The sequence below is a fragment of the Candidatus Pantoea deserta genome (assembly GCF_003813865.1).
GTDB classification, from domain to species: Bacteria; Pseudomonadota; Gammaproteobacteria; order Enterobacterales; family Enterobacteriaceae; genus Pantoea; species Pantoea deserta.
On record NZ_RMVG01000032.1, the window covers coordinates 1 to 17,941 of the forward strand.

Consider the following 17,941-nt stretch of genomic DNA (forward strand, 5'->3'; position numbering starts at 1 on the left):
TGTGTAAGAGACCGGCATTGCTATTTATTGGGATTACTTATGCGTATTTATGTAATGAGTTTTCGCACCCCAAATAATCATGATTTGGTACACAAGCGTGGCTTTTTTTGAATCTGAACAGCGAAGTGAAAGTGATAAGTTTTTTGATGGACTGGCTACGCTTGCAATCAAATGGCCGCGTTCAATAATCTGTTTGACCACTTCTATTTTGAACGATTCAGGAGAAAGTTTGTCGATCGCCAGCATTTTTTTAAGTCATCTTAAATGACTCTGAGGTATCTGTTAAACTCGTAGCGATTCATGAGTGCAATCATTTCGCTATACAAATAGCTGCCTACGCTAAGTGTGGTGATAATGAATGTTGCTGACGATACCTTAGAAGTTCCACTGATTCTGCCCAAATGCGGAGTCCAGGGCTGCGCTGGCGGCCTGAGAATACTGTCAGAATAATGCTGACAGGTTTTCTCTCCGGTTCTATACTCAACCGCTAGGGTGATGGCGTTCCACCTTACCCAACCGCTCTGTTCCGGAGCTGATGACGCCTGATGTGACTCTTGATTTTCAGGAGGTGCGTCAGGCCGTCCCTGATTTCTTCCCGACCTGCGTGCCTCCCTCTACGGGGAGGACCTGTGATACACGTTTTTGGCCATATCAATCCTGACAGTGACGCCATCTGCACGGCTGTCGTCACGGCGCACTGGCTGTCCATGCGCGGCATGGATGCCCGCGCATGGCGCCTCGGCGAGGCTAACCGTGAAACACGCTTTATCTTTGACGTCGCCGGACTCACGCTGCCGCCTCGGCTCGATATCCCGCTACAGAATGAACGGGTCTGGCTGGTTGATTTCACCGAGCCGGCGCAGGAGCCTGATGACCTGCTCCGGAGCAACATTGTGGGCATCATTGACCACCACCGGCTGGGCGGGCTGATAACTCAACTGCCACCGGAGGCACACATACGCCCGCCTGGCAGCAGCGCCACGCTACTCTGGCTTCTGACGGACGCGGACGCGCACCGCGCGTTGCTCCCGACGCTCGCCGTTCTTCTGCTGGGCGCACTCCTTAGCGACACCGTGAATCTTCGCTCGCCCACCGCGACCGAAGTCGACATCCGTTCGGCTACCGAGCTGGGCGTGCTGTCCGGCGTGAACCGCAAAACTTTTGCCCGTGACCTCCTTACTGCAAAAACTGACGTCAGAGGCCTCAGCGCACAGCAGCTGCCGGACAAGGACCTCAAAGCCTTCGTGATTGCCGGCACCAACGTGCGCATCGGCCAGATTGAAGTCAGCTCTCCGTCACAGGTTGCCCCCGTTATGGACGACTTGCTTGCTGCCCTGGCATCTATGGCAGACCTGTCTGGTGCCGACCTGGCGGTACTGATGCTGACCGACATCCGTGCCAGTTTTTCCTCTCTTTACTTCGCCGGGCGGGAGAGCGTTTACGCGGCCTCCTGCTCCGTACCGGGCATGCTCAGCCGCAAAAAACAGCTTCTGCCTTGGCTTGAGTCCCGCCTTAACCAGAACGGGAGTTCATTATGACCTGTTACACCCATGCACTGATACTTGTGAACGATAAAGACGACGGCACCCTCCTGCTGAAACGGGCGGTCGCGCTGGCGCAGCCGCTCGGCATGAAAATCACCCTGGCCCACATCAGCGACGATTACCGGGAGATGAACTACGTGTCCGACAGCCTGATGGACGACGTCGTATCGGAGGAGGTGGTGAAGGCCAAGGCGTTTCTGAGCGAACTGGCGGCCTCAGTGCCTGAGACGGTCGATACGCGGGAGCTGGTGACTATGCACCGCTTTGAGGACGTGGAGAAGTGCATCGCAAAGCTGGGCGTGGACCTCGTGCTTGCCGGGCACCGCAACCGCTTTATGGGAATGCTGACCTCCCGCTCGGCGGAATACATCAACCACCTTACGGTGGATGTGCTTATCACTCACCTGACTGACTGAACCGGGAGAAATTCTATGCGATTTAAACTGGATAATGTGACCGCCCGTGAAATTCTTGACTCGCGCGGCAACCCTACCGTTGAAGTGGAAGCCTGTACCTCGGACGGGATGATGGCGCGCGCCTCGGTGCCTTCCGGGGCCAGTACCGGGTCGCGTGAGGCGGCTGAACGCCGCGACGGCGACGCCCGCCGCTTTGGTGGCAAAGGCGTACTGGATGCCGTCATGGCAGTTAATACAGAAATCTGCGAGGCCGTGCGCGGCAGGGACGTGCGCGAACAGCGGCAGCTGGACAACATCATGCTGGCGCTGGACGGTACAGAGAATAAGAGTCGCCTGGGTGCGAACGCCATTCTCGGCGTGTCGCTGGCGGTGGCCCGGCTGGCGGCAAAGGCCTCGCACGAGCCGCTCTGGCGCTACCTGGGAGGCCTGCAGGCAAACCTGCTGCCCGTACCGTGCATGAACATTATCAACGGCGGCGTGCACGCCCGCGGTCAGGGCGCGGACTTTCAGGAATTCATGATAGCGCCACACGGAGCACCCACGCTGCAAGAGGCCGTGCGCCAGGGCAGTGAGGTCTACCATGCGCTGCGCCAGATCCTGCTGGACAAAAACCTGTCGGCGGCAGTCGGGGACGAAGGCGGTTTTGCCCCCGCAGTATCGTCTAATCGCGACCCGCTTACGTTTATCGTACAGGCTATTGAGAAGGCAGGATACCGGCCCGGAGAAGACATCAGCATCTGCATGGACCCCGCATCGAGTGAGTTCTTCAGAGAGGGGCAGTATCATCTGCGCACCGAGGGCAGCGCGCTGAGCGCGGCGGAAATGACGGCGTACTACGGTGAGCTGATGGATCAGTTCCCCGTCATCCTACTGGAAGACGGCCTGGCCGAGGACGACTGGACGGGCTGGAAGCATCTGCACCAGCAGCTTGCAGGCCGGGCCGAGCTGGTTGGCGATGATCTGTTTGTCACCGACGTGAAGTACATCCAGCGCGGTATTGACGAAAATCTCGCCAGTGCCGCGCTGATTAAGCTTAATCAGATAGGTTCGCTCAGCGAAACGCTGGACGCCGTGGCGCTATGCCAGTTGCATGGCTGGGGCGCGTTTATGTCCCACCGCAGCGGAGAAACAACGGACACGTTCCTTGCCGACCTGACGGTAGCCCTGCGTGCGGGACACCTGAAAACCGGCGCGCCGTGCCGCGGTGAACGCGTGGAAAAGTACAACCAGCTGATGCGCATCGAGCAGGCGCTGGGTGACGATGCATGCTACGCGGGTCTTCACGCGTTTGTGCGCCGCACGTAACACTTCCGGCACAGGAGCACTGCATATGGCACCTTCAACGCTGGTTCTCCTGCGCCACGGCGAAAGCCAGTGGAATCAGGAAAACCGTTTCACCGGATGGACAGACGTGCCGCTGACGGACCGGGGGCGTCAGGAGGCTGACAGGGCAGGTGACGCGCTGCGAGCAGCGGGCCTGCTGCCCGACCGGGTTTTCACCTCGGTTATGATGCGCTGTGTTCACACGGTCTGGCGGATACTGGACCGTCTTGACCGCAGCTGGACGCCCGTGGAAAAAAACTGGCGGCTGAACGAGCGGCACTATGGTGCGTTGCAGGGGCTGAACAAGGACGAAGCTGCCCGACTAATGGGTGCAGAGACCGTCCGGCTCTGGCGCAAAAGCTTCAGCGGCATTCCGCCCGCGGACGCTGAGGCACCAGCGCAGCTGCGTCGAGACCGGCGCTATTGCCGCGTTGCGCTGACCGACCTGCCTTCGGCGGAAAGTCTGGAAATGACGCTGCGTCGCGTCATGCCGTACTGGCAGCACGTTGTAGTACCCCGGATGCTGTGCGGGGGCACCGTCCTGATCGTGGCGCATGGCAACACGCTGCGCGCCCTGACAGCCTTTCTGCACGGCATGACGCACGACAGCGTGACACAACTGCATATCCCGAACGGTGTTCCGGCTGTGTATGAAATGGATGCGGCCGCACAGGTCGTGTCCCGTTATGTTCTGAATATGAAAAAATAAAAGGAGAGAATGTGAATCAGCTTTTTGCCGTCATCACCGGCGGTGCTCTGGGGTGTGTTATCCGCTGGCAGCTGGGCGCGCGCCTGAATGCGCTTTTCCCAGACCTGCCGCCGGGCACGCTGCTGGTCAATCTGCTGGGTGGATTCATTATCGGGGCAGCGCTGGCGTATTTCCTGCGCCACCCCGGCCTAGATCCGGCCTGGCGGCTGCTCATTACCACCGGACTGTGTGGCGGTATGACAACCTTTTCCACTTTCTCGGCTGAGGTCTTGGCCCTGCTGCAGTCCGGCAACTATGCATGGGCAGCCACCTCGGTGCTGATACACGTACTGGGTTCTCTGGCCATGACGGCAGCCGGTTTTTATATAATGACGCTGGCTGGTTAGCCCTAACAGTACGCTCTTTAAGCGCATAAGGAGTCCTCAGTGTAGCGGTCGTCACACTGAGGACAGACAGTTTCAGGAAATGTTCAGGAGCACTTTTTTGGGTAAAACCAGGCTGGGCTTTCGCAGAATATTATCCCGAAAACGACAGGCTCCCTAATATGATGTCATTCATCCGCTGCCGTCTGATCATTCTGGGACATGACAATATCCGTCTGAGGATCGTTTATCTCTGCTAAAAGACCCGAACCGAGTACGACGAACCAAAAGATTTGCTGGATTTCGAAGTGCAACACTCACTCTGACTAAAGCTTCTCAAATGTCTTAAGGCGTGATAGAGACAGCTAAGAAGAAATAGCGCGGCCCGTTTTCATGTACAATTTGAGGGTTATTACATCTCTGTATAGAGGAGAGCGACATGTCAGTTTGTTCACGTAATCAGCTGCACGGAAAGGTATCTGCAGTACTTCCCGGTTCTGTTAATGATGAAATTGAAGCTTGCGACCCGGCAGCGCCCGGGAGCCGGAGGGGGCCATCAGGCTGTTTTAACAATGTCCGCTTTGTGCCAGAAGCGGACGTTGATGCAACTGGCTTACAAGAAAGCTAGTCAACAATAAAAAGTTTTGCACCCGTAGTAGTGCTTGACTGATGTTGCTCAGCGTTATCGCCAACCTGATAGCTCATCCCTGCCTTCAAGACGAATTTTCGCCCATCATCAAGCATTGTTTCTAATTCACCTTCCAGGCAAAAAAGGATGTGTCCTTTTTGACACCAATGATCCGCAAGGTAGCCAGGAGTATATTCAACCATCCGTACACGGATTTTATTGGGCTCATTACCAAAGAACTGTGTGCGCCAATAGGCGGCACCAGTTTCTCCCGGATGCTTTGTTCTTTCGACTTCATTCCAGTCTGTTGTACCAAAAGCAAATACATCCATCTTCATTCTATTACTCTCCTTGTGAATAAGAATTTCATCCCCGCATCAAGACAGGATTGTCGCTGCGGGGATAACGTTCACGCCCGTAAAATTAATTTTCGAATAGCATTTTTACGACCGGCCACCCGATTAAAACGATCAGCATCAGAGTTATCGCTGTCCACACCGGCAGAAGTAGACGGCCTTTCAATGAAAACCCAATAAGGGTGCTGGCAGCGAGCAGCATACTGCCATACAGAAACAGGAAACGCGGCGAGGTCAGCTCTGCGGTGCTGGAAAACTGCGATGAAAATACTGAGCCAACAAACATGACAACCAGTGGTAATGCCCAGTAAAAATTCAGTTTCATAAACCGTTTCCTTTCCTTGTTTTCAAGTGTCGATGCAATCAGCATAGTTTGCTCCCTGACGGCTAACCTAAGGCTACGTTAGCATTTTTCAGTAACTGCAAAAAGGTTATCAATGTCCGCTTCTCGCTCATAGCGGATGCTGGCCTGCGCGTTTGTCCGCTTTGTGCCGGAAGCGGACGTTGTAAACGAACTTCTACGTTAAATATCGGAAGCCGTCATCGATGATGATCTTATGGTAAATCGAGTGTTGTCATGTGCTTGGTGGGTTGTTTATCAAAAATGACTGAGAGAGGCTCTTTGGTAATAACAATCAGGGAGGTTACTGTGAAGATAACGAAGATTGACCACATACACGTATACGTCGATAACATTGAACTGGCAGAACGCTGGTACCAAGAGGTTCTTAGCTTTTCCCGCGATGACTCGCTGTACTTCTGGTTTGAGCAGGGAGGGCCGCTGGTTATCAGAAATAACGGCGCATCACTTTCCCTGTTTCTCAGGAAAAATCAGCACCCCGGCCATACGGTGGCTTTCGCAGTAGAAGCGGCTGCGTTTCTCAGTCTTATGCCTGCTCTCAACGCCAAAGGCATCCCGTTTACTGTATGCGATCACGATGTATCTATGTCCATGTACTTTCACGATCTTAGCGATAATAAGATTGAGCTGACCAGCTACGAATACCTTCAGGCAAAGCAGCTATTGGAGAGCGTTGTATAGCTTTCTCCCTTGACTGCAGTCGGATCGCAACAGGAATGTTATGTCTAATGTGGCATAACATCCCTACCCCATAGGTTTGACGTCCGCTTTTCGCTCATAGCGGACGTTGGCCTGCACGTATGTCCGCTCTGTGCCAGAAGCGGACGTTGGTACAGTTAGATTGCCCTTGAAAGAAGAACCGTGCATGGTGGTAAAACAGCCACATCAAATATGCTAAAACCAGGGGAAATGATGACTGCTCAGCAAGCGCCTCGACTTGAAACAGAACGACTGATTTTAAAGCAATTTACGCTCGATGATTTTCCAGCGCTTATGGCGTGCTGGAGCACTCCTGAAATGGCTAAAATCAATGGCGGTGAGAATCCAACGGCAGAAATGGTTTGGACCCGCTTATTACGTTATATCGGGCACTGGCACGCGTTAGGATACGGCTATTGGGCAGTTTTTGAGAAAACAACAGGTCGTTATGCTGGTTCGATTGGTTTCCAGGATGCTCATCGTGATATCACTCCTGAATTAAAATACCCTGAAGCTGGATGGACGTTGATTCCTGAGGTTCGTGGCAACGGTTATGCGTCTGAAGCACTGGCCACAGTTTTACTATGGGCGGACCAGACTTTTTCCTCTCCAGTGTGCTGCATCATTGACGAAGAAAATAAGCGTTCCAGTCATCTGGCTGAGCGTTTTGGTTTCCACTTTCGAGATTATGTCAACTATCGCGGTAAGCAGGTACGCATGCTGGTACGCCAGTAGTTAATTAAACCATAAATGCAAATTTAAACGGGTCACTGGAGGAATTAGCCTTTAAAGGTCTTCGTCGCTTCTGGTTAGTAAGAATCTGACTGGCACTTTCCTTTCGAAGCTCTTTTGACCCCTGTTGCAAACGGAACGCCCGTTTTTCGCTCATAGCGGACATTGGCCTGACGCCAGTCCGCTTTGTTCCAGAAACGGATGTTCATACAGATATTGCTTTCGTAGCAGCAATCGAATTCGCAAAACAGGGTTTGCCTAAAGCAATATCGCCATCAGCACCATGCACAGCAGCATCACGTAGATTCGCGCGTGCCAGACATCCGAGACGGCGGGGATTGCCCGGCGACTGAACACAATACCTGCCCAGCCGGTCACCAGGAGCAAGCCCAGGATTTTCAGGCTGATAAAACCCACAAAGCCGCCTGTCGGAATTTTATGCCAGCCGCTTATCGCATAGGTCACCGCACCGCACAGCGCCACCGGCAGGGAAAGTGGGTTGGACGCGCTAATACATTCGCGCATCGCATGGCCGTGTCGTCGCAACAGCGGCACCGTCATTACGCTGCCGCCCACGCCCAGCATTGCGGCAATCATGCCGATTAGCATACCGCCAACGGTGACCGTTAAAAGTGATAAACGACGCGGCGCGGTGCTGCTGAAGAAGCCTTTGCGCAACATGCAGTCCCCAATCGTCGCCAGCATATAAAGGATAAAAAGCGCGCGAACCAGCGCCTCGCTCAATATTCCCGCCAGCCACGAACCGGCCACCGCGCCCATGACAATAAACCACAGCAGCGGGAACAAGACGGATGAAGAAAGCCTGCCCGCGCGCCAGTTTTGGTAGCTAACCCAGCCCGCGTTGAAAATCATCACCGCTGTCGATGTGGCCACGGCAATATGCATTGCATTGCCTGCCAGCTGCGGCTGCCGCACCAGCAACTGGTAAACAAAGGGCACCACCACAAAGCCGCCGCCGAAGCCAAAAAGGACAGTGGTTATGCCGGTAGTAAAGCCGGCCATTGCGATAATCATCAAATCGTTCAAAGAAGTGTCCCCTTGCAAACAAGGCAGCAGCTTATCGCGCCAGCGCCCCGCTTCCCATTGGCGCAGCGCTCAATTACCCTTGCAAACTGGTCAGATGGGGGTGGATGTGCGAAACGGAAAAATTGACGATTTCGATCGGCTGGATCGCGAGGTTGTGGCGCTCGGCAACGACTATGCGCAGGGATTTGTCCTGCCGCAACACCAGCACCGCCGCGCGCAGCTTCTGTATGGCGCAACCGGCCTGATGCACGTTTCAACCCGTGACGGGGAATGGGTGGTGCCGCCCCAGCATGCGGTATGGATCCCCCCCGAAACCCTGCATGCCGTCAAGTTTGCGAGCGTCACTACGCGTAGCCTGTATATCGAACCCGCATGCGCGGTCAGACTGCGTAACATCAGCCGTTGCGAAGTGATTGCCGTATCGCCGCTGTTGCGGCAGCTACTGCTGGAGGCTGTAGACTTGCCGCCGCGCTATGACAGTGTACGCGATCGGGCGCTGACAGATTTGATGCTGCTTGAACTGGCGGCAATGCCGGTGCGCGAGTTCGAGATCCCTTTGCCGCAGCAGCCCGCGCTGTTAGCCCTATGTCAGGCTTTTTTACGCGCGCCAGCCATCCATGATCCGGCCGAACGCTGGGCCAGCGCGCTGTTTATGAGCGGCAGCACATTTCGTCGCCATTTCCGGCAGCAAACCGGCATGTCGTTTTCCGCCTGGCGTCAGCGAGCCTGTGTGGTCAGCGCGCTGGCATTGCTGCTAACGGGCACACCGGTGAATGAAGTCGCGTTGTCGCTCGGCTATGACAATGGCTCCTCCTTCGCGACGATGTTCCGTCGGGTTACAGGCCAGCCACCTTCATTTTATCACCCGACTTAACAGGGGGGCTTTGCCTGCTGCTACCAGGTCAGGCCTGTAAGCTTCCCTGCGCCATTGACTGAACAGACGCATGGCAGTTGCTGTTTTGAAGGTAGAATAAGCGCTGTATAGCCAGGGTAAAGAAGCAATGCTGGAACAATAACATCCGCGTTGTGCCAATAGCAGACTGTCAGCCAGCTCACAGGTTGCCCTGACCGTTGCTATCTGACCCCAGCCGTAAGGCTTTAAACGCCGCCTCTGCTGGTTAGCGGAGTGGGGCTGACGCTGGGGAGCTGGGGAGCTGGGGAGCTGGGGAGGGCCAGTATGATATTATTATGAATTAAGTAACGACGGTATTTATGCTAATCAGAGATCGCATGCTTATTTGCGAACCTAAAACGGTTTACTACAAAATCTGATAGGCTCGCTCGTACCGATTCAGCATCCTGCATACCGCCGAACAAATCGGACAACTCATCGTTGGTTCCTAACATTCAAACCTGACAATCGCGCTTCACGGTATCATAACGATACAGCCAAACGGTTTTGCCGTCTCGGCAGATGCGTGGGCAGCAGGAGCTTTTGTTAAATGGGATATGCCTCGTGATGTGTCCTGCGACAAGCCTGCAACATGTCGTCTACATCTGACAAGCGGGTGTAGCAGCATTTCTAAAGATCCAGATGGGTATCTGATAAGCAGTCTTCCTCTGTGCCTTTTCTTCTCATGTCCCTGGGCGATACGTTCAGGCTGCGCCGAAACGCTTTTCGCATAAGGGCTGTATCAGAGAACCCGCTTTCCCTGGCAATAAAAGATAAGGGCTGGTTCGTATTCTCAATCCTGCTTCTGGCAAACTCCAGACGCATATTTTCAACCACACGCGCCGGTGAAAGCCCGGTATGCGTTAAAAATTCCCGTGAAAGCTGTCTTGGACTGAGAAAAGCGTGTTCGGCCAGCACGGGAACACTCAGGTCCTTCTTTAAATTCTGATTGATGTAATCCAGTATTTTCTGCAGTCTCGGTGGCGGTGGAGTGATTGCCTGTAAATTCATAAACTGCATCTGGCCACGGGTTCTGCGGTGAGGAATAAGCAAAATTCGCGTTATCAGATGCGTAAGCTGTTTACCGTGTTCCGCTTCCACCAGCGCAAGAGCAATGTCCATACCTGCCGTAGCGCCAGCTGATGACCAGACATCGCCATCCTCAACCACAATCTCATCGGCCAAAAGCGTGATATCAGGCTGAAGCCTTTTCAGCTCAGACGCTCGTGCCCAGTGGGTGGTAGCCTTTTTACCCGCCAGTTTTCCGGCGGCCGCCAGGATAAATGCCCCGGTACAGACAGAAACGTACCGTGACGCCACCCGATCCCTGAAGAGAGACAATACATCCGGATCTCGACTGGCCGCATCCACGCCTTTCCCGCCAACCACGATTAGCGTATCGAACGTTTTTCCTCTGAAAGCATCCACATGTAACTGTACGCCGGTAGAGCTGCGTACTTCCCCCTCAGATACCCCACAGATTTCCAGCCTGTAATGGTTTTCGGGCGCCAGCTGATTATTGGCTGTTTCAAACACACAAAGCGGACCGCTCAAATCGAGCAGATTGAAGTCGGGAAAGATCAGAAAGCCAATCGATTTCAGCATGTCCTAAAAGAACCTTTTTATGTCATTTGAGACGGAATGATAGTGCACCATAATCGGTCGCGTAAACAAAAAATGAGGATTTCAGATGAGTTACGTAATCGATAAACAGCTTCACGAACAGCTAAATTCGCTTCAGCCGCAACTTGCTGCTTTCCCGGAATTTACTCCCGGCGATCCGTCAGGCTGGCGCCGCCGGGCAAATGAGCTTTACAAGCTGGTCAATCTACAGTTCCCTTTTCAGGAAGGGTTAAGGACGGTTGAATTACACATTCCTTTTCAGACACAGATGCTGCAGGCTAGACGGTACTCGCCGGACGATGCATTCTCCCGGGGGGTGGTATTGTATGTTCACGGTGGCGGCGGTGTTGCAGGAAGCGTTGAACTCTATGACAGACTGGTGCGCGCCTATGCTTACCAGAGCAATGTTGACTTTATTTCTCTGGAATACGGCCTGGCTCCTGAAACCCCGGGACTGACTCAGACAGAGCAGGTGATTTCAGCCATTAGCTGGTTGCAGGCGAACAGCGAAGAACTGGGAATCGACCCTGAACGCATTGTTCTGATGGGGGACAGTGGCGGTGGCGGCATTGCCGCATCCGCCGCGCTTTTGGCCCGGGACAGAGAGATAAAGCTTGCGGGGCTGGTTATGGTCTATCCAATGCTCGATCACAGAACAGCGTCTGAAGTGCCTGAGCTGACACCTTACCTTTCCGTGACGGCAGAAGAGGCAAAAACCGCCTGGGCTGCCCGACTCGGCGACGAGATCCCTGAATCCCGGCTTTACGCCATCAGCCCGGCCAGCGCGGTGAATTATGCCGGGCTGGCTCCGGTTTACATGGACGTAGGAGAACTCGATTTATTCCGCCGTGAAAATCTGGAATGGATCCATAAAGCATTACGGGCAGCCGTGCAGGTTGAATTTCATCTGTTCTCAGGGGTGAATCACGGTTTCGAACTTCTGGCACCGACCTCTGACGCTGCCCGTCAGGCTTTTGATTTACGAAGCAGGGCAATCAAAAGAATGATTGCCTGATAAGATAATTTGCTTTTATTTTTTATATTCACACCAAATTATCTCAACAGGACGGCGGAAAGGGAGCGCCCTCTGAAGGAAACTCCCCGCCCGTAACCCTGAATGTCGTTATGCACTAAAGCAGCAGACTTAAAAAGACCAGGAATTTTAAGGCCGTAACGTGCTGTCAGTTCATGAGATCGTTACGCCTTGCTGGCGTCCCATAACCGCATTATCTGGGAAACAGCAGCGTTTAGTTCCTCAGTCGTCGCGCCATCCCGGGCCTGGATGGATAAGCCGAACAAAAAGGTACTGAAAGATGTCGACAAAGCCATAACGTCGACCTCTTTACCGAGCTCTCCACTGTCGACAGCACGCTGAATTGTCGCAGCGATCCCCTCACGGGTTCGAATGCGTGAACGCGTCAGAGGTTCAGCCGCTGCGGCATGTTCAGCAGAAGTTGCACTTAAAGCACCTAAACCGACCATACAGCCGGAAGGGTGTCCATCCTCACACTGCATCTGAGCCGAATTTCGCAAAGTTTTTTCCAGCGCTTCGCGCGGAGGAAGCGAGTTATCCCAGAGAAATGCCGTTACCTTGCCAAAAGTAGAGAGGTAGCGCTGCACACACTCCCTGAACAGGGCCTCTTTTGAGCCAAACGCGGCATAAAAACTGGGAGCGGATATCCCATTGCCGATACCAGCCTTGAGCTGGGAAAGCGAAGTAGACTCATAGCCGTACTGCCAGAACAGATACATGGCATTCTCAATCGCCTTATCTCTGTCAAACGTCCTTGGTCGGCCCATATTGCTCATCATTTTCTCCATCAGACGCAGGGGTAATAACAAATATACTAAACGATACATATATCGTTGACAACGGCGCCCGCAATAAATAATGTATCGATCGGTATATTAGTAAGTTAAGTATGTTGAGCGCGCATAGAAGGATAATGAAACCTCCTTGTTGCTCGCTCACTTATATACCAATTGATACATATCATGTCGTGACGCAGCATAGCTGAGCGGCAGAGAAAACTATCAGCGCGGAAACTTCTTCCTGAAATTAAAGGCTTAAGTTATCCGCGCTCATACGCTATGCAGAAAGCCGCATTCAGCAGGAATAACTGTCGAATGCACAAAAATGTGTGGTGCGGATTTTAATGAAAAGGTGAAACCAATGAACCCGGTAACGCTATATGTAACGTATCAGGGAGACCAGGACGCACACTTCGATCGCAGCTATTACGCGAAGAAGCACCTTCCTCTGGTTAAGGCGTCATTCACACGATACGGATTGTTAAGCCTTTCGGTGTTTTACCCTGAAATGAGTCAGTCTGGAACGATTGCCATCTGCGAGTGCGTTTTCCGGGACGATATGGCGATAAGTGCCGCTTTCGACTCGCCAGAGGCTTCAGCAGTCATGAAAGATGTCGTTCAGTTTACCCGTATCGTTCCTGTCCGTTTACGCGCAATCCCACTTTAAACAAGGAATACAGCATGCAGCAAAACCCGCATTTTCTGCCATGGCACAGTGCCCCCGTACGCACCCTCCGCCGAGGACATTTCTGGATCCCGGGTGAACGCATCGAGCAAAACGGGCTGACCTATCAACGCGGACCGATGTATGTGGAATGGGAAGCGCCAAAAGAGATCAGCCGCCCTTATCCCGTCGTACTGATGCACGGAGGTGGTTTTCAGGGAACGGAATGGTTTGATACGCCGGATGGCAGACCCGGCTGGGCTCAGCGCTTCGTCGAAGAAGGATACGCTGTACTGGTTGTTGACCGGCCGGGACATGGACGATCGCCGTTTCACGTAGAGACGACAGGAGAGATGGGGCCGGCCTTTTCTTACGAAGGGGGACAGCAAATTTATTTCCCGGGAACCGATGAACGACACACTCAGTGGCCTTTTGCTGCGGAAGACAGCGCGGCCATGGATGAATTTATCGCCGGTTACGGCCCACTCCCGGCCGATCTGGCGCTGTCTCAGACAATGGACGCAGACCGGATGGCTGCGTTGCTTGACCTTATTGGTCCGGCGATTCTGGTTACGCACTCCGCTTCCGGCCCGGATGGCTGGCTGACTGCTGACCGTCGTCCAGAACTGGTGAAAATGATCGTCGCTGTTGAACCCATGGGGCCTCCTTTTGCGGAAATACCGAATATTGGAGTGATGAGCTGGGGACCCGCTGCGGCGCCCCTGAAATTTGAGCCGCTAATCGAAAGTCCTGAAGATCTGCATCGCAGAGCATCAGGCAGCTATCGGTTGCCTTCGATGGCTGATAAACCGGTACTTATTGTAACCGCTGAGGCCTCAGCGTTCGCCGCCGCAAGTCCACCTACAGCCGCTTTCCTGAACGCCGCCGGCGCGTCAGCCGAACTTCTGCATCTGCCAGAGCATGGCGTGTATGGCAATGGTCATGGACTGATATACGAAAAAAACTCTGATGAAGCGCTTGCCCCCGTTCTGGAATGGCTCCACAGCCGTATGCCCGTTAATGAATAACAGGGCATGTGACTGACGGCAGATTTCAGTTATCAATCTTAACATGCGCTGATTTCGGTCAGCGCCGTTTACAGGGTCATATTATGAATATCGGTATTATCGGCCTGGGGGCGATGGGAAGTGCTGTCGCTCAGCAGTTAGTGACGGCAGGGCATTCGGTGTATGCCTGGAGCCGTTCAGGTAAGGAAATTGCCGGCGTCACATCAGTTAATACGCCCGATCAGGCAATGGAGGGCGACATTACGCTAACGCTCTTATCCGACGATGCAGCGATACGGGAAGTCATTATTGAGAGTGGCTTACTGCATCAGGCCAACCCGGGACTGGTCCATATTATCGTTTCGACTGTCTCGGTTACGTTCTCACATGAACTCGACACGCACCATCGCAATGCCCGCATTGCCTGGATTGCGGCCCCGGTGCTTGGACGCCCGGATGTCGCGGCTCGTGGTGAACTGAACGTACTGGCGGGCGGAGCAACCGATGTACTGAAGAAAGCAGAGCAAATCCTGAAGGTGATAAGTAAACGAATCTGGCATATGGGCGACACGCCTGCTGCTGCATTTGCAGCGAAAATCGCATGCAATATGATGATTACCATGGCCATTGAGGCGATGGCTGAAGCGGTGGTTATCACGGAAGCCAACGGACTGGCGCGTGAGCGATTCTTTGACCTCATTCTCAATACACTGTTTGGCAGTCGTAGTTATCAGGTTTACTCAGACAATATTGTCAGAAGGGTGTATGAGCCCGGTTTTAAAGCCACTCTGGGTCTGAAAGATTTGCGTCTGGCGAAACAGGCTGCCGCTGATATGGAGGCTGAATTACCTGTGCTTGAGGCTGTACATCAGCAGATGAAAAGGGCTGTAGAGGCGGGAGGCAGCCAGAGAGACTGGTCGATTATGGCGGAGTATACTTTACGCTTTTCCATACAACGCTCTATATAAGCTTTATAACCGATCAGGCACTTACAGAGCGTTTTTCCTGTATAGCGCCTGGCGCTGTCAGATGTCTGCGTATCTCTTAAAAAGCTCAACCGCTGCGCCAGCCTGGGCATTGATGTACTGGAGTTAATTTCATTTAGCATAATTCGCGTTAAACGAACGTTACACATAATAGCTAAATGCAGAGGCCTGGCCTGGATATGCTTGCTGAGAAAGCAATGCCTTTATGCCCAGCGATTCAACCCGATGTCGGCTGTCGCTCAGTACCAGGTCCAGCGCCAGCAGCATACTGCTCTTGACGGACTCGTTATCGCCGGTGATCACATTCCTGCCAGGCTGGAAAGAAAAGACAGCGAAGAACATTTTCTGAAATTTTTGAGACATCTACTCTCGAAAGGAACCGGGTGCATCAGAAGGTGTATCTGGATATCTGAAAAATCGCTCGAAAATGGCTGGGCTGCTCAGTGATGAATTTGCGCCAGCTCATCTTCCGTCAGGCCGGTCATCTGCATGACGGTACTCTGGTCAAGGCCATTCTGCAGCATGGTTCGCGCAATTTTAAGGGTTGCTTCGCGCTCGCCCTTTTCAATACCTCGCTGCTCGCCAAGCTGGATCCCTTCCTGGCGTCCTTCCATGCGTCCTTTCTCAATGCCCTTCTGCTCGAGCTGCTGTGCGATGGTCATGAGTGCGTCTCCGTGTTGCGGCACACGCTGTGCCAGTTCGCGAACGAAGGCTTCGGAGTCGGCCGACTCTCCCGCCTGTAGTAAATAGTGTATCAGCACTGTCACCTGAGATGAAGAAAGATAGTCCGCCATCAGCAGCGTAGCCAGCCGATCGGTCAGAGTAGCCATGTCACGCTGATGGATGTGCTTTTGCAACAGGGTGAGCGCCGCCATGCTGCGATGGTTCATGATGTCATCGTCAGGGATAACGGTAATGTCTGTCAGAGGAAAGGCGCTTCCATATAGCTTCTCAGCCACTGCCGGATCGTCGAACTCATCCAGCCAGCGGGTGGAGTACGGATACGGGCTGCGTTTTCCGGTATAAAACAGCACGGGTATCACCAGCGGCAGCTTCCTGTGACCGGCCTCAAGATGGCGCTGCATGGCCGCTACCGCATAGCGCATCAGGCGAAAGGCCATATGACGGTCCGGGGAAGACTGGTGCTCGATGAGCACGTGAACGTAGCCGTCTCCGGCGGTAGTCTTCAGACTGTAAAGGACGTCGCTGAAGTACTGCCGCAGGTCATCCTCAACGAAGGAGCCGGACTCCAGCTTCAGGGTGCTGAGGTCGCAGAGCGCGCGCAGCTCTGCCGGAAGGTGAAGCTCCATAAAGTCCCGGGCAATCTCCGGCTGCGTGAGAAACTGTCTGAAAGTCGCATCGTGAGGCGTGGGCGTGCTGTTTTTCTTCTTCATCCGTGCTGACTCATAAAATGACGCGAATATAATACCATGACAGCAGAAGCGCTGTGCGAGGAACCACTCTTATCAGATGTTCGCAACTGTTTGCGTTAGAATAACCGCTCTGTACGTTTACGGGGAAAAATGTAGTGCCTTTAACAGAAAAGTCTGGCCATCTGGCCTGGTGCGCTCTGATCGCACTGGCTCTGGCCCGAAAAGACGGAACAGTACGTTCTGCCGCTCAGGAAAATCTCTTTCTCACGCGCTGGCTGGCTTCTGCTCAGAAGCAGCGTCGCTTCTCTCGTGATGTCGCTCCCGATATTGACTGGTTGCTGAAACAGGGTCGCCAGTATGGCGTCAAAGCGCAGCTGGCCGGCAAGCTGGACTATCTGTGGCAGTCATGTTCCGGGACGCTTACTGAACAGAATGCTCTCGGTCGCCTTACCTTCGTAATGGAAGCCGCAAAAGATATGGGCTGGATTTACCGGTTGCTCACTGACAGAGAGTGGTCGGGACGTTACGCAATAAACCTGAATTCCAGTGTAAACGGCATCTATGTCTCGCAAATTAGTCTGGCTGAGGCGTTTGACCCCGAAGGCCGTCAGGTAAAACCACTGATGGCGCGCCTCACAGGGAGCGTGGCTGGCCTTGAGCAGCTCTTTGACCGCTGTGGATGGAAGCTTGTTGCAGAGCGCAATGAGGATTTCAAAAACCTTTTCACGCTAACCACTGAAAACAATAGATAAATCAATCCATGCATAGAAACGGACGTGCTGGATAAAGCTTAAGATAGCTCAATAAAACGAAACTTACTGATTACAGTGGATAGTATCTTACTGAGAGATAAGCTACTGAGGGAAGCATAACGCATTAGTCTTACGTTACGGCGTAACTTCCTGACAGGTGTGGAGTGCATATTATGGTCAGGCGCGCTACGATTCCTGTAGGCAGAACTGTTCAGCATGCAGACAGGTTGGCGCTACCTGACAGAAATACAGTTTGTAATCTTAAAGCCAGCGGCCACCATTCCACATCATACCTGGTCGCTGATATCAAATGAGCAAAGAACGACTATGGTCATAAAAACCTGTCAAAGCTAAACGATATCGCTTCTTTCCAGGATTTTCGCAGCCGACCGCCTATGCTAATCCCCTTAAACCGGGCAAGTCTTAACCCAAAACGCACTGGCGACGCTACGTGAATTCTGGCGGGGTAACCCTCTGCTTTTTTCTCAGAATTCACGTAGCATTGCCCGTTTTATGTACACCTTTTCGCAGGATGAGCAGGTCAGCTGCCTGCAAGGATCCTGAACCGGATCCTGACTTTATATAACGCCAATTATATTAAGTCAGGATTATACTTAATGATCCTGTATCTATGGGGGCAGGTAGGCAGGTAGGT

Annotated in this window: 21 protein-coding genes and 1 riboswitch; of the genes, 13 read left to right on the plus strand and 8 right to left on the minus strand. The window is 53.3% G+C overall.

All coding sequences use genetic code 11. The annotated features are described in order from the left end of the window. Positions 1–33: 33 nt before the first annotated feature. Positions 34–246, minus strand: coding sequence for a hypothetical protein (locus tag BBB56_RS22470; protein ID WP_123803118.1), 213 nt, complete (start codon positions 244–246; stop codon positions 34–36). A 236-nt stretch (positions 247–482) separates the two neighbouring features. Beyond that, positions 483–552, plus strand: a riboswitch (Fluoride riboswitch). 77 nt (positions 553–629) lie between these two features. Between BBB56_RS22470 and BBB56_RS22475 the strand changes: the two genes are divergently transcribed. The 5 genes from BBB56_RS22475 to crcB are packed head-to-tail and all read left to right on the plus strand — an operon-like array spanning position 630 to position 4,378. After that, positions 630–1,538 carry a DHHA2 domain-containing protein gene (locus tag BBB56_RS22475; RefSeq protein WP_123803119.1) on the plus strand — a complete coding sequence of 303 codons (909 nt, stop codon included), beginning with the start codon at positions 630–632 and terminating at the stop codon, positions 1,536–1,538. Beyond that, positions 1,535–1,960, plus strand: a complete 426-nt coding sequence (locus BBB56_RS22480; RefSeq protein ID WP_123803120.1) for a universal stress protein — start codon at positions 1,535–1,537, stop codon at positions 1,958–1,960. The genes BBB56_RS22475 and BBB56_RS22480 overlap by 4 nt, the downstream gene beginning before the upstream one ends. A 15-nt stretch (positions 1,961–1,975) precedes the next feature. Beyond that, positions 1,976–3,265, plus strand: a complete 1,290-nt coding sequence (gene eno, locus BBB56_RS22485; RefSeq protein WP_123803121.1) for a phosphopyruvate hydratase — start codon at positions 1,976–1,978, stop codon at positions 3,263–3,265. Positions 3,266–3,290: 25 nt separating this feature from the next. Beyond that, positions 3,291–3,992, plus strand: a complete 702-nt coding sequence (locus BBB56_RS22490) for a 2,3-bisphosphoglycerate-dependent phosphoglycerate mutase (RefSeq protein ID WP_123803122.1) — start codon at positions 3,291–3,293, stop codon at positions 3,990–3,992. 11 nt (positions 3,993–4,003) lie between these two features. Further along, positions 4,004–4,378, plus strand: coding sequence for a fluoride efflux transporter CrcB (gene crcB / locus BBB56_RS22495; RefSeq protein ID WP_123803123.1), 375 nt, complete (start codon positions 4,004–4,006; stop codon positions 4,376–4,378). 600 nt (positions 4,379–4,978) lie between these two features. Here crcB and BBB56_RS22505 read toward each other — a convergent pair. Together BBB56_RS22505 and BBB56_RS22510 are read right to left on the minus strand one after the other, a co-directional pair. Continuing rightward, on the minus strand, positions 4,979–5,320 hold the full coding sequence (locus tag BBB56_RS22505; protein ID WP_123803124.1) for a DHCW motif cupin fold protein: 342 nt from the start codon (positions 5,318–5,320) through the stop codon (positions 4,979–4,981). A gap of 85 nt (positions 5,321–5,405) precedes the next feature. Then, entirely contained in the window at positions 5,406–5,708 is a 303-nt protein-coding gene (locus tag BBB56_RS22510) for a hypothetical protein (protein ID WP_123803125.1), read from the minus strand. Positions 5,709–5,987: 279 nt separating this feature from the next. Here BBB56_RS22510 and BBB56_RS22515 point away from each other — a divergent pair, with 279 nt between their 5' ends. Beyond that, complete coding sequence (locus tag BBB56_RS22515) at positions 5,988–6,380, plus strand: VOC family protein (RefSeq protein ID WP_123803126.1); 393 nt, start codon at positions 5,988–5,990, stop codon at positions 6,378–6,380. A 231-nt stretch (positions 6,381–6,611) separates the two neighbouring features. Beyond that, complete coding sequence (locus tag BBB56_RS22520) at positions 6,612–7,133, plus strand: GNAT family N-acetyltransferase (protein ID WP_123803138.1); 522 nt, start codon at positions 6,612–6,614, stop codon at positions 7,131–7,133. A 255-nt stretch (positions 7,134–7,388) separates the two neighbouring features. On the opposite strand, the gene BBB56_RS22525 is transcribed toward BBB56_RS22520, so the two are convergent. Next, positions 7,389–8,177, minus strand: a complete 789-nt coding sequence (locus tag BBB56_RS22525) for a sulfite exporter TauE/SafE family protein (RefSeq protein ID WP_123803127.1) — start codon at positions 8,175–8,177, stop codon at positions 7,389–7,391. A gap of 106 nt (positions 8,178–8,283) precedes the next feature. Between BBB56_RS22525 and BBB56_RS22530 the strand changes: the two genes are divergently transcribed. Continuing rightward, entirely contained in the window at positions 8,284–9,051 is a 768-nt protein-coding gene (locus BBB56_RS22530) for an AraC family transcriptional regulator (protein WP_123803128.1), read from the plus strand. Positions 9,052–9,699: 648 nt separating this feature from the next. On the opposite strand, the gene BBB56_RS22535 is transcribed toward BBB56_RS22530, so the two are convergent. Continuing rightward, complete coding sequence (locus BBB56_RS22535) at positions 9,700–10,674, minus strand: GlxA family transcriptional regulator (protein ID WP_123803129.1); 975 nt, start codon at positions 10,672–10,674, stop codon at positions 9,700–9,702. Between the two features lie 85 nt (positions 10,675–10,759). On the opposite strand from BBB56_RS22535, the gene BBB56_RS22540 reads away from it, so the two are divergent. Then, positions 10,760–11,707, plus strand: coding sequence for an alpha/beta hydrolase (locus tag BBB56_RS22540; protein WP_123803130.1), 948 nt, complete (start codon positions 10,760–10,762; stop codon positions 11,705–11,707). A 182-nt stretch (positions 11,708–11,889) separates the two neighbouring features. On the opposite strand, the gene BBB56_RS22545 is transcribed toward BBB56_RS22540, so the two are convergent. Continuing rightward, a complete protein-coding gene (locus tag BBB56_RS22545; protein WP_199756295.1) occupies positions 11,890–12,501 on the minus strand; it encodes a TetR/AcrR family transcriptional regulator in 612 nt (203 codons plus the stop codon). A 364-nt stretch (positions 12,502–12,865) separates the two neighbouring features. Between BBB56_RS22545 and BBB56_RS22550 the strand changes: the two genes are divergently transcribed. From BBB56_RS22550 to BBB56_RS22560, 3 genes are all read left to right on the plus strand, one after another. After that, complete coding sequence (locus BBB56_RS22550; RefSeq protein WP_123803132.1) at positions 12,866–13,171, plus strand: EthD family reductase; 306 nt, start codon at positions 12,866–12,868, stop codon at positions 13,169–13,171. A 14-nt stretch (positions 13,172–13,185) separates the two neighbouring features. Continuing rightward, positions 13,186–14,196, plus strand: a complete 1,011-nt coding sequence (locus tag BBB56_RS22555) for an alpha/beta hydrolase (protein ID WP_123803133.1) — start codon at positions 13,186–13,188, stop codon at positions 14,194–14,196. 83 nt (positions 14,197–14,279) lie between these two features. After that, positions 14,280–15,143 (plus strand): NAD(P)-dependent oxidoreductase, encoded by an 864-nt coding sequence (locus BBB56_RS22560; RefSeq protein ID WP_123803134.1) that lies wholly within the window; start codon positions 14,280–14,282, stop codon positions 15,141–15,143. 159 nt (positions 15,144–15,302) lie between these two features. On the opposite strand, the gene BBB56_RS22565 is transcribed toward BBB56_RS22560, so the two are convergent. Together BBB56_RS22565 and BBB56_RS22570 are read right to left on the minus strand one after the other, a co-directional pair. Next, the gene (locus BBB56_RS22565) at positions 15,303–15,524 is read right to left on the minus strand and encodes a hypothetical protein (protein WP_123803135.1); all 222 of its coding nucleotides are present in this window, start codon (positions 15,522–15,524) and stop codon (positions 15,303–15,305) included. A gap of 77 nt (positions 15,525–15,601) precedes the next feature. Next, positions 15,602–16,555, minus strand: a complete 954-nt coding sequence (locus BBB56_RS22570; RefSeq protein ID WP_123803136.1) for an Rpn family recombination-promoting nuclease/putative transposase — start codon at positions 16,553–16,555, stop codon at positions 15,602–15,604. Positions 16,556–16,689: 134 nt separating this feature from the next. Here BBB56_RS22570 and BBB56_RS22575 point away from each other — a divergent pair, with 134 nt between their 5' ends. Continuing rightward, the gene (locus tag BBB56_RS22575) at positions 16,690–17,286 is read left to right on the plus strand and encodes a DUF2913 family protein (RefSeq protein ID WP_123803137.1); all 597 of its coding nucleotides are present in this window, start codon (positions 16,690–16,692) and stop codon (positions 17,284–17,286) included. Positions 17,287–17,941 lie beyond the last annotated feature (655 nt).

Bases quoted from the DNA above. Each gene is read 5' to 3' on its own strand.
- BBB56_RS22470 (WP_123803118.1), bottom strand. From the start codon at position 246: ATGCTGGCGATCGACAAACTTTCTCCTGAATCGTTCAAAATAGAAGTG.
- BBB56_RS22480 (WP_123803120.1), top strand. From the start codon at position 1,535: ATGACCTGTTACACCCATGCACTGATACTTGTGAACGATAAAGACGAC.
- eno (WP_123803121.1), top strand. From the start codon at position 1,976: ATGCGATTTAAACTGGATAATGTGACCGCCCGTGAAATTCTTGACTCG.
- BBB56_RS22490 (WP_123803122.1), top strand. From the start codon at position 3,291: ATGGCACCTTCAACGCTGGTTCTCCTGCGCCACGGCGAAAGCCAGTGG.
- BBB56_RS22505 (WP_123803124.1), bottom strand. From the start codon at position 5,320: ATGAAGATGGATGTATTTGCTTTTGGTACAACAGACTGGAATGAAGTC.
- BBB56_RS22510 (WP_123803125.1), bottom strand. From the start codon at position 5,708: ATGCTGATTGCATCGACACTTGAAAACAAGGAAAGGAAACGGTTTATG.
- BBB56_RS22520 (WP_123803138.1), top strand. From the start codon at position 6,612: ATGACTGCTCAGCAAGCGCCTCGACTTGAAACAGAACGACTGATTTTA.
- BBB56_RS22535 (WP_123803129.1), bottom strand. From the start codon at position 10,674: ATGCTGAAATCGATTGGCTTTCTGATCTTTCCCGACTTCAATCTGCTC.
- BBB56_RS22540 (WP_123803130.1), top strand. From the start codon at position 10,760: ATGAGTTACGTAATCGATAAACAGCTTCACGAACAGCTAAATTCGCTT.
- BBB56_RS22545 (WP_199756295.1), bottom strand. From the start codon at position 12,501: ATGAGCAATATGGGCCGACCAAGGACGTTTGACAGAGATAAGGCGATT.
- BBB56_RS22550 (WP_123803132.1), top strand. From the start codon at position 12,866: ATGAACCCGGTAACGCTATATGTAACGTATCAGGGAGACCAGGACGCA.
- BBB56_RS22555 (WP_123803133.1), top strand. From the start codon at position 13,186: ATGCAGCAAAACCCGCATTTTCTGCCATGGCACAGTGCCCCCGTACGC.
- BBB56_RS22560 (WP_123803134.1), top strand. From the start codon at position 14,280: ATGAATATCGGTATTATCGGCCTGGGGGCGATGGGAAGTGCTGTCGCT.
- BBB56_RS22565 (WP_123803135.1), bottom strand. From the start codon at position 15,524: ATGTCTCAAAAATTTCAGAAAATGTTCTTCGCTGTCTTTTCTTTCCAG.
- BBB56_RS22570 (WP_123803136.1), bottom strand. From the start codon at position 16,555: ATGAAGAAGAAAAACAGCACGCCCACGCCTCACGATGCGACTTTCAGA.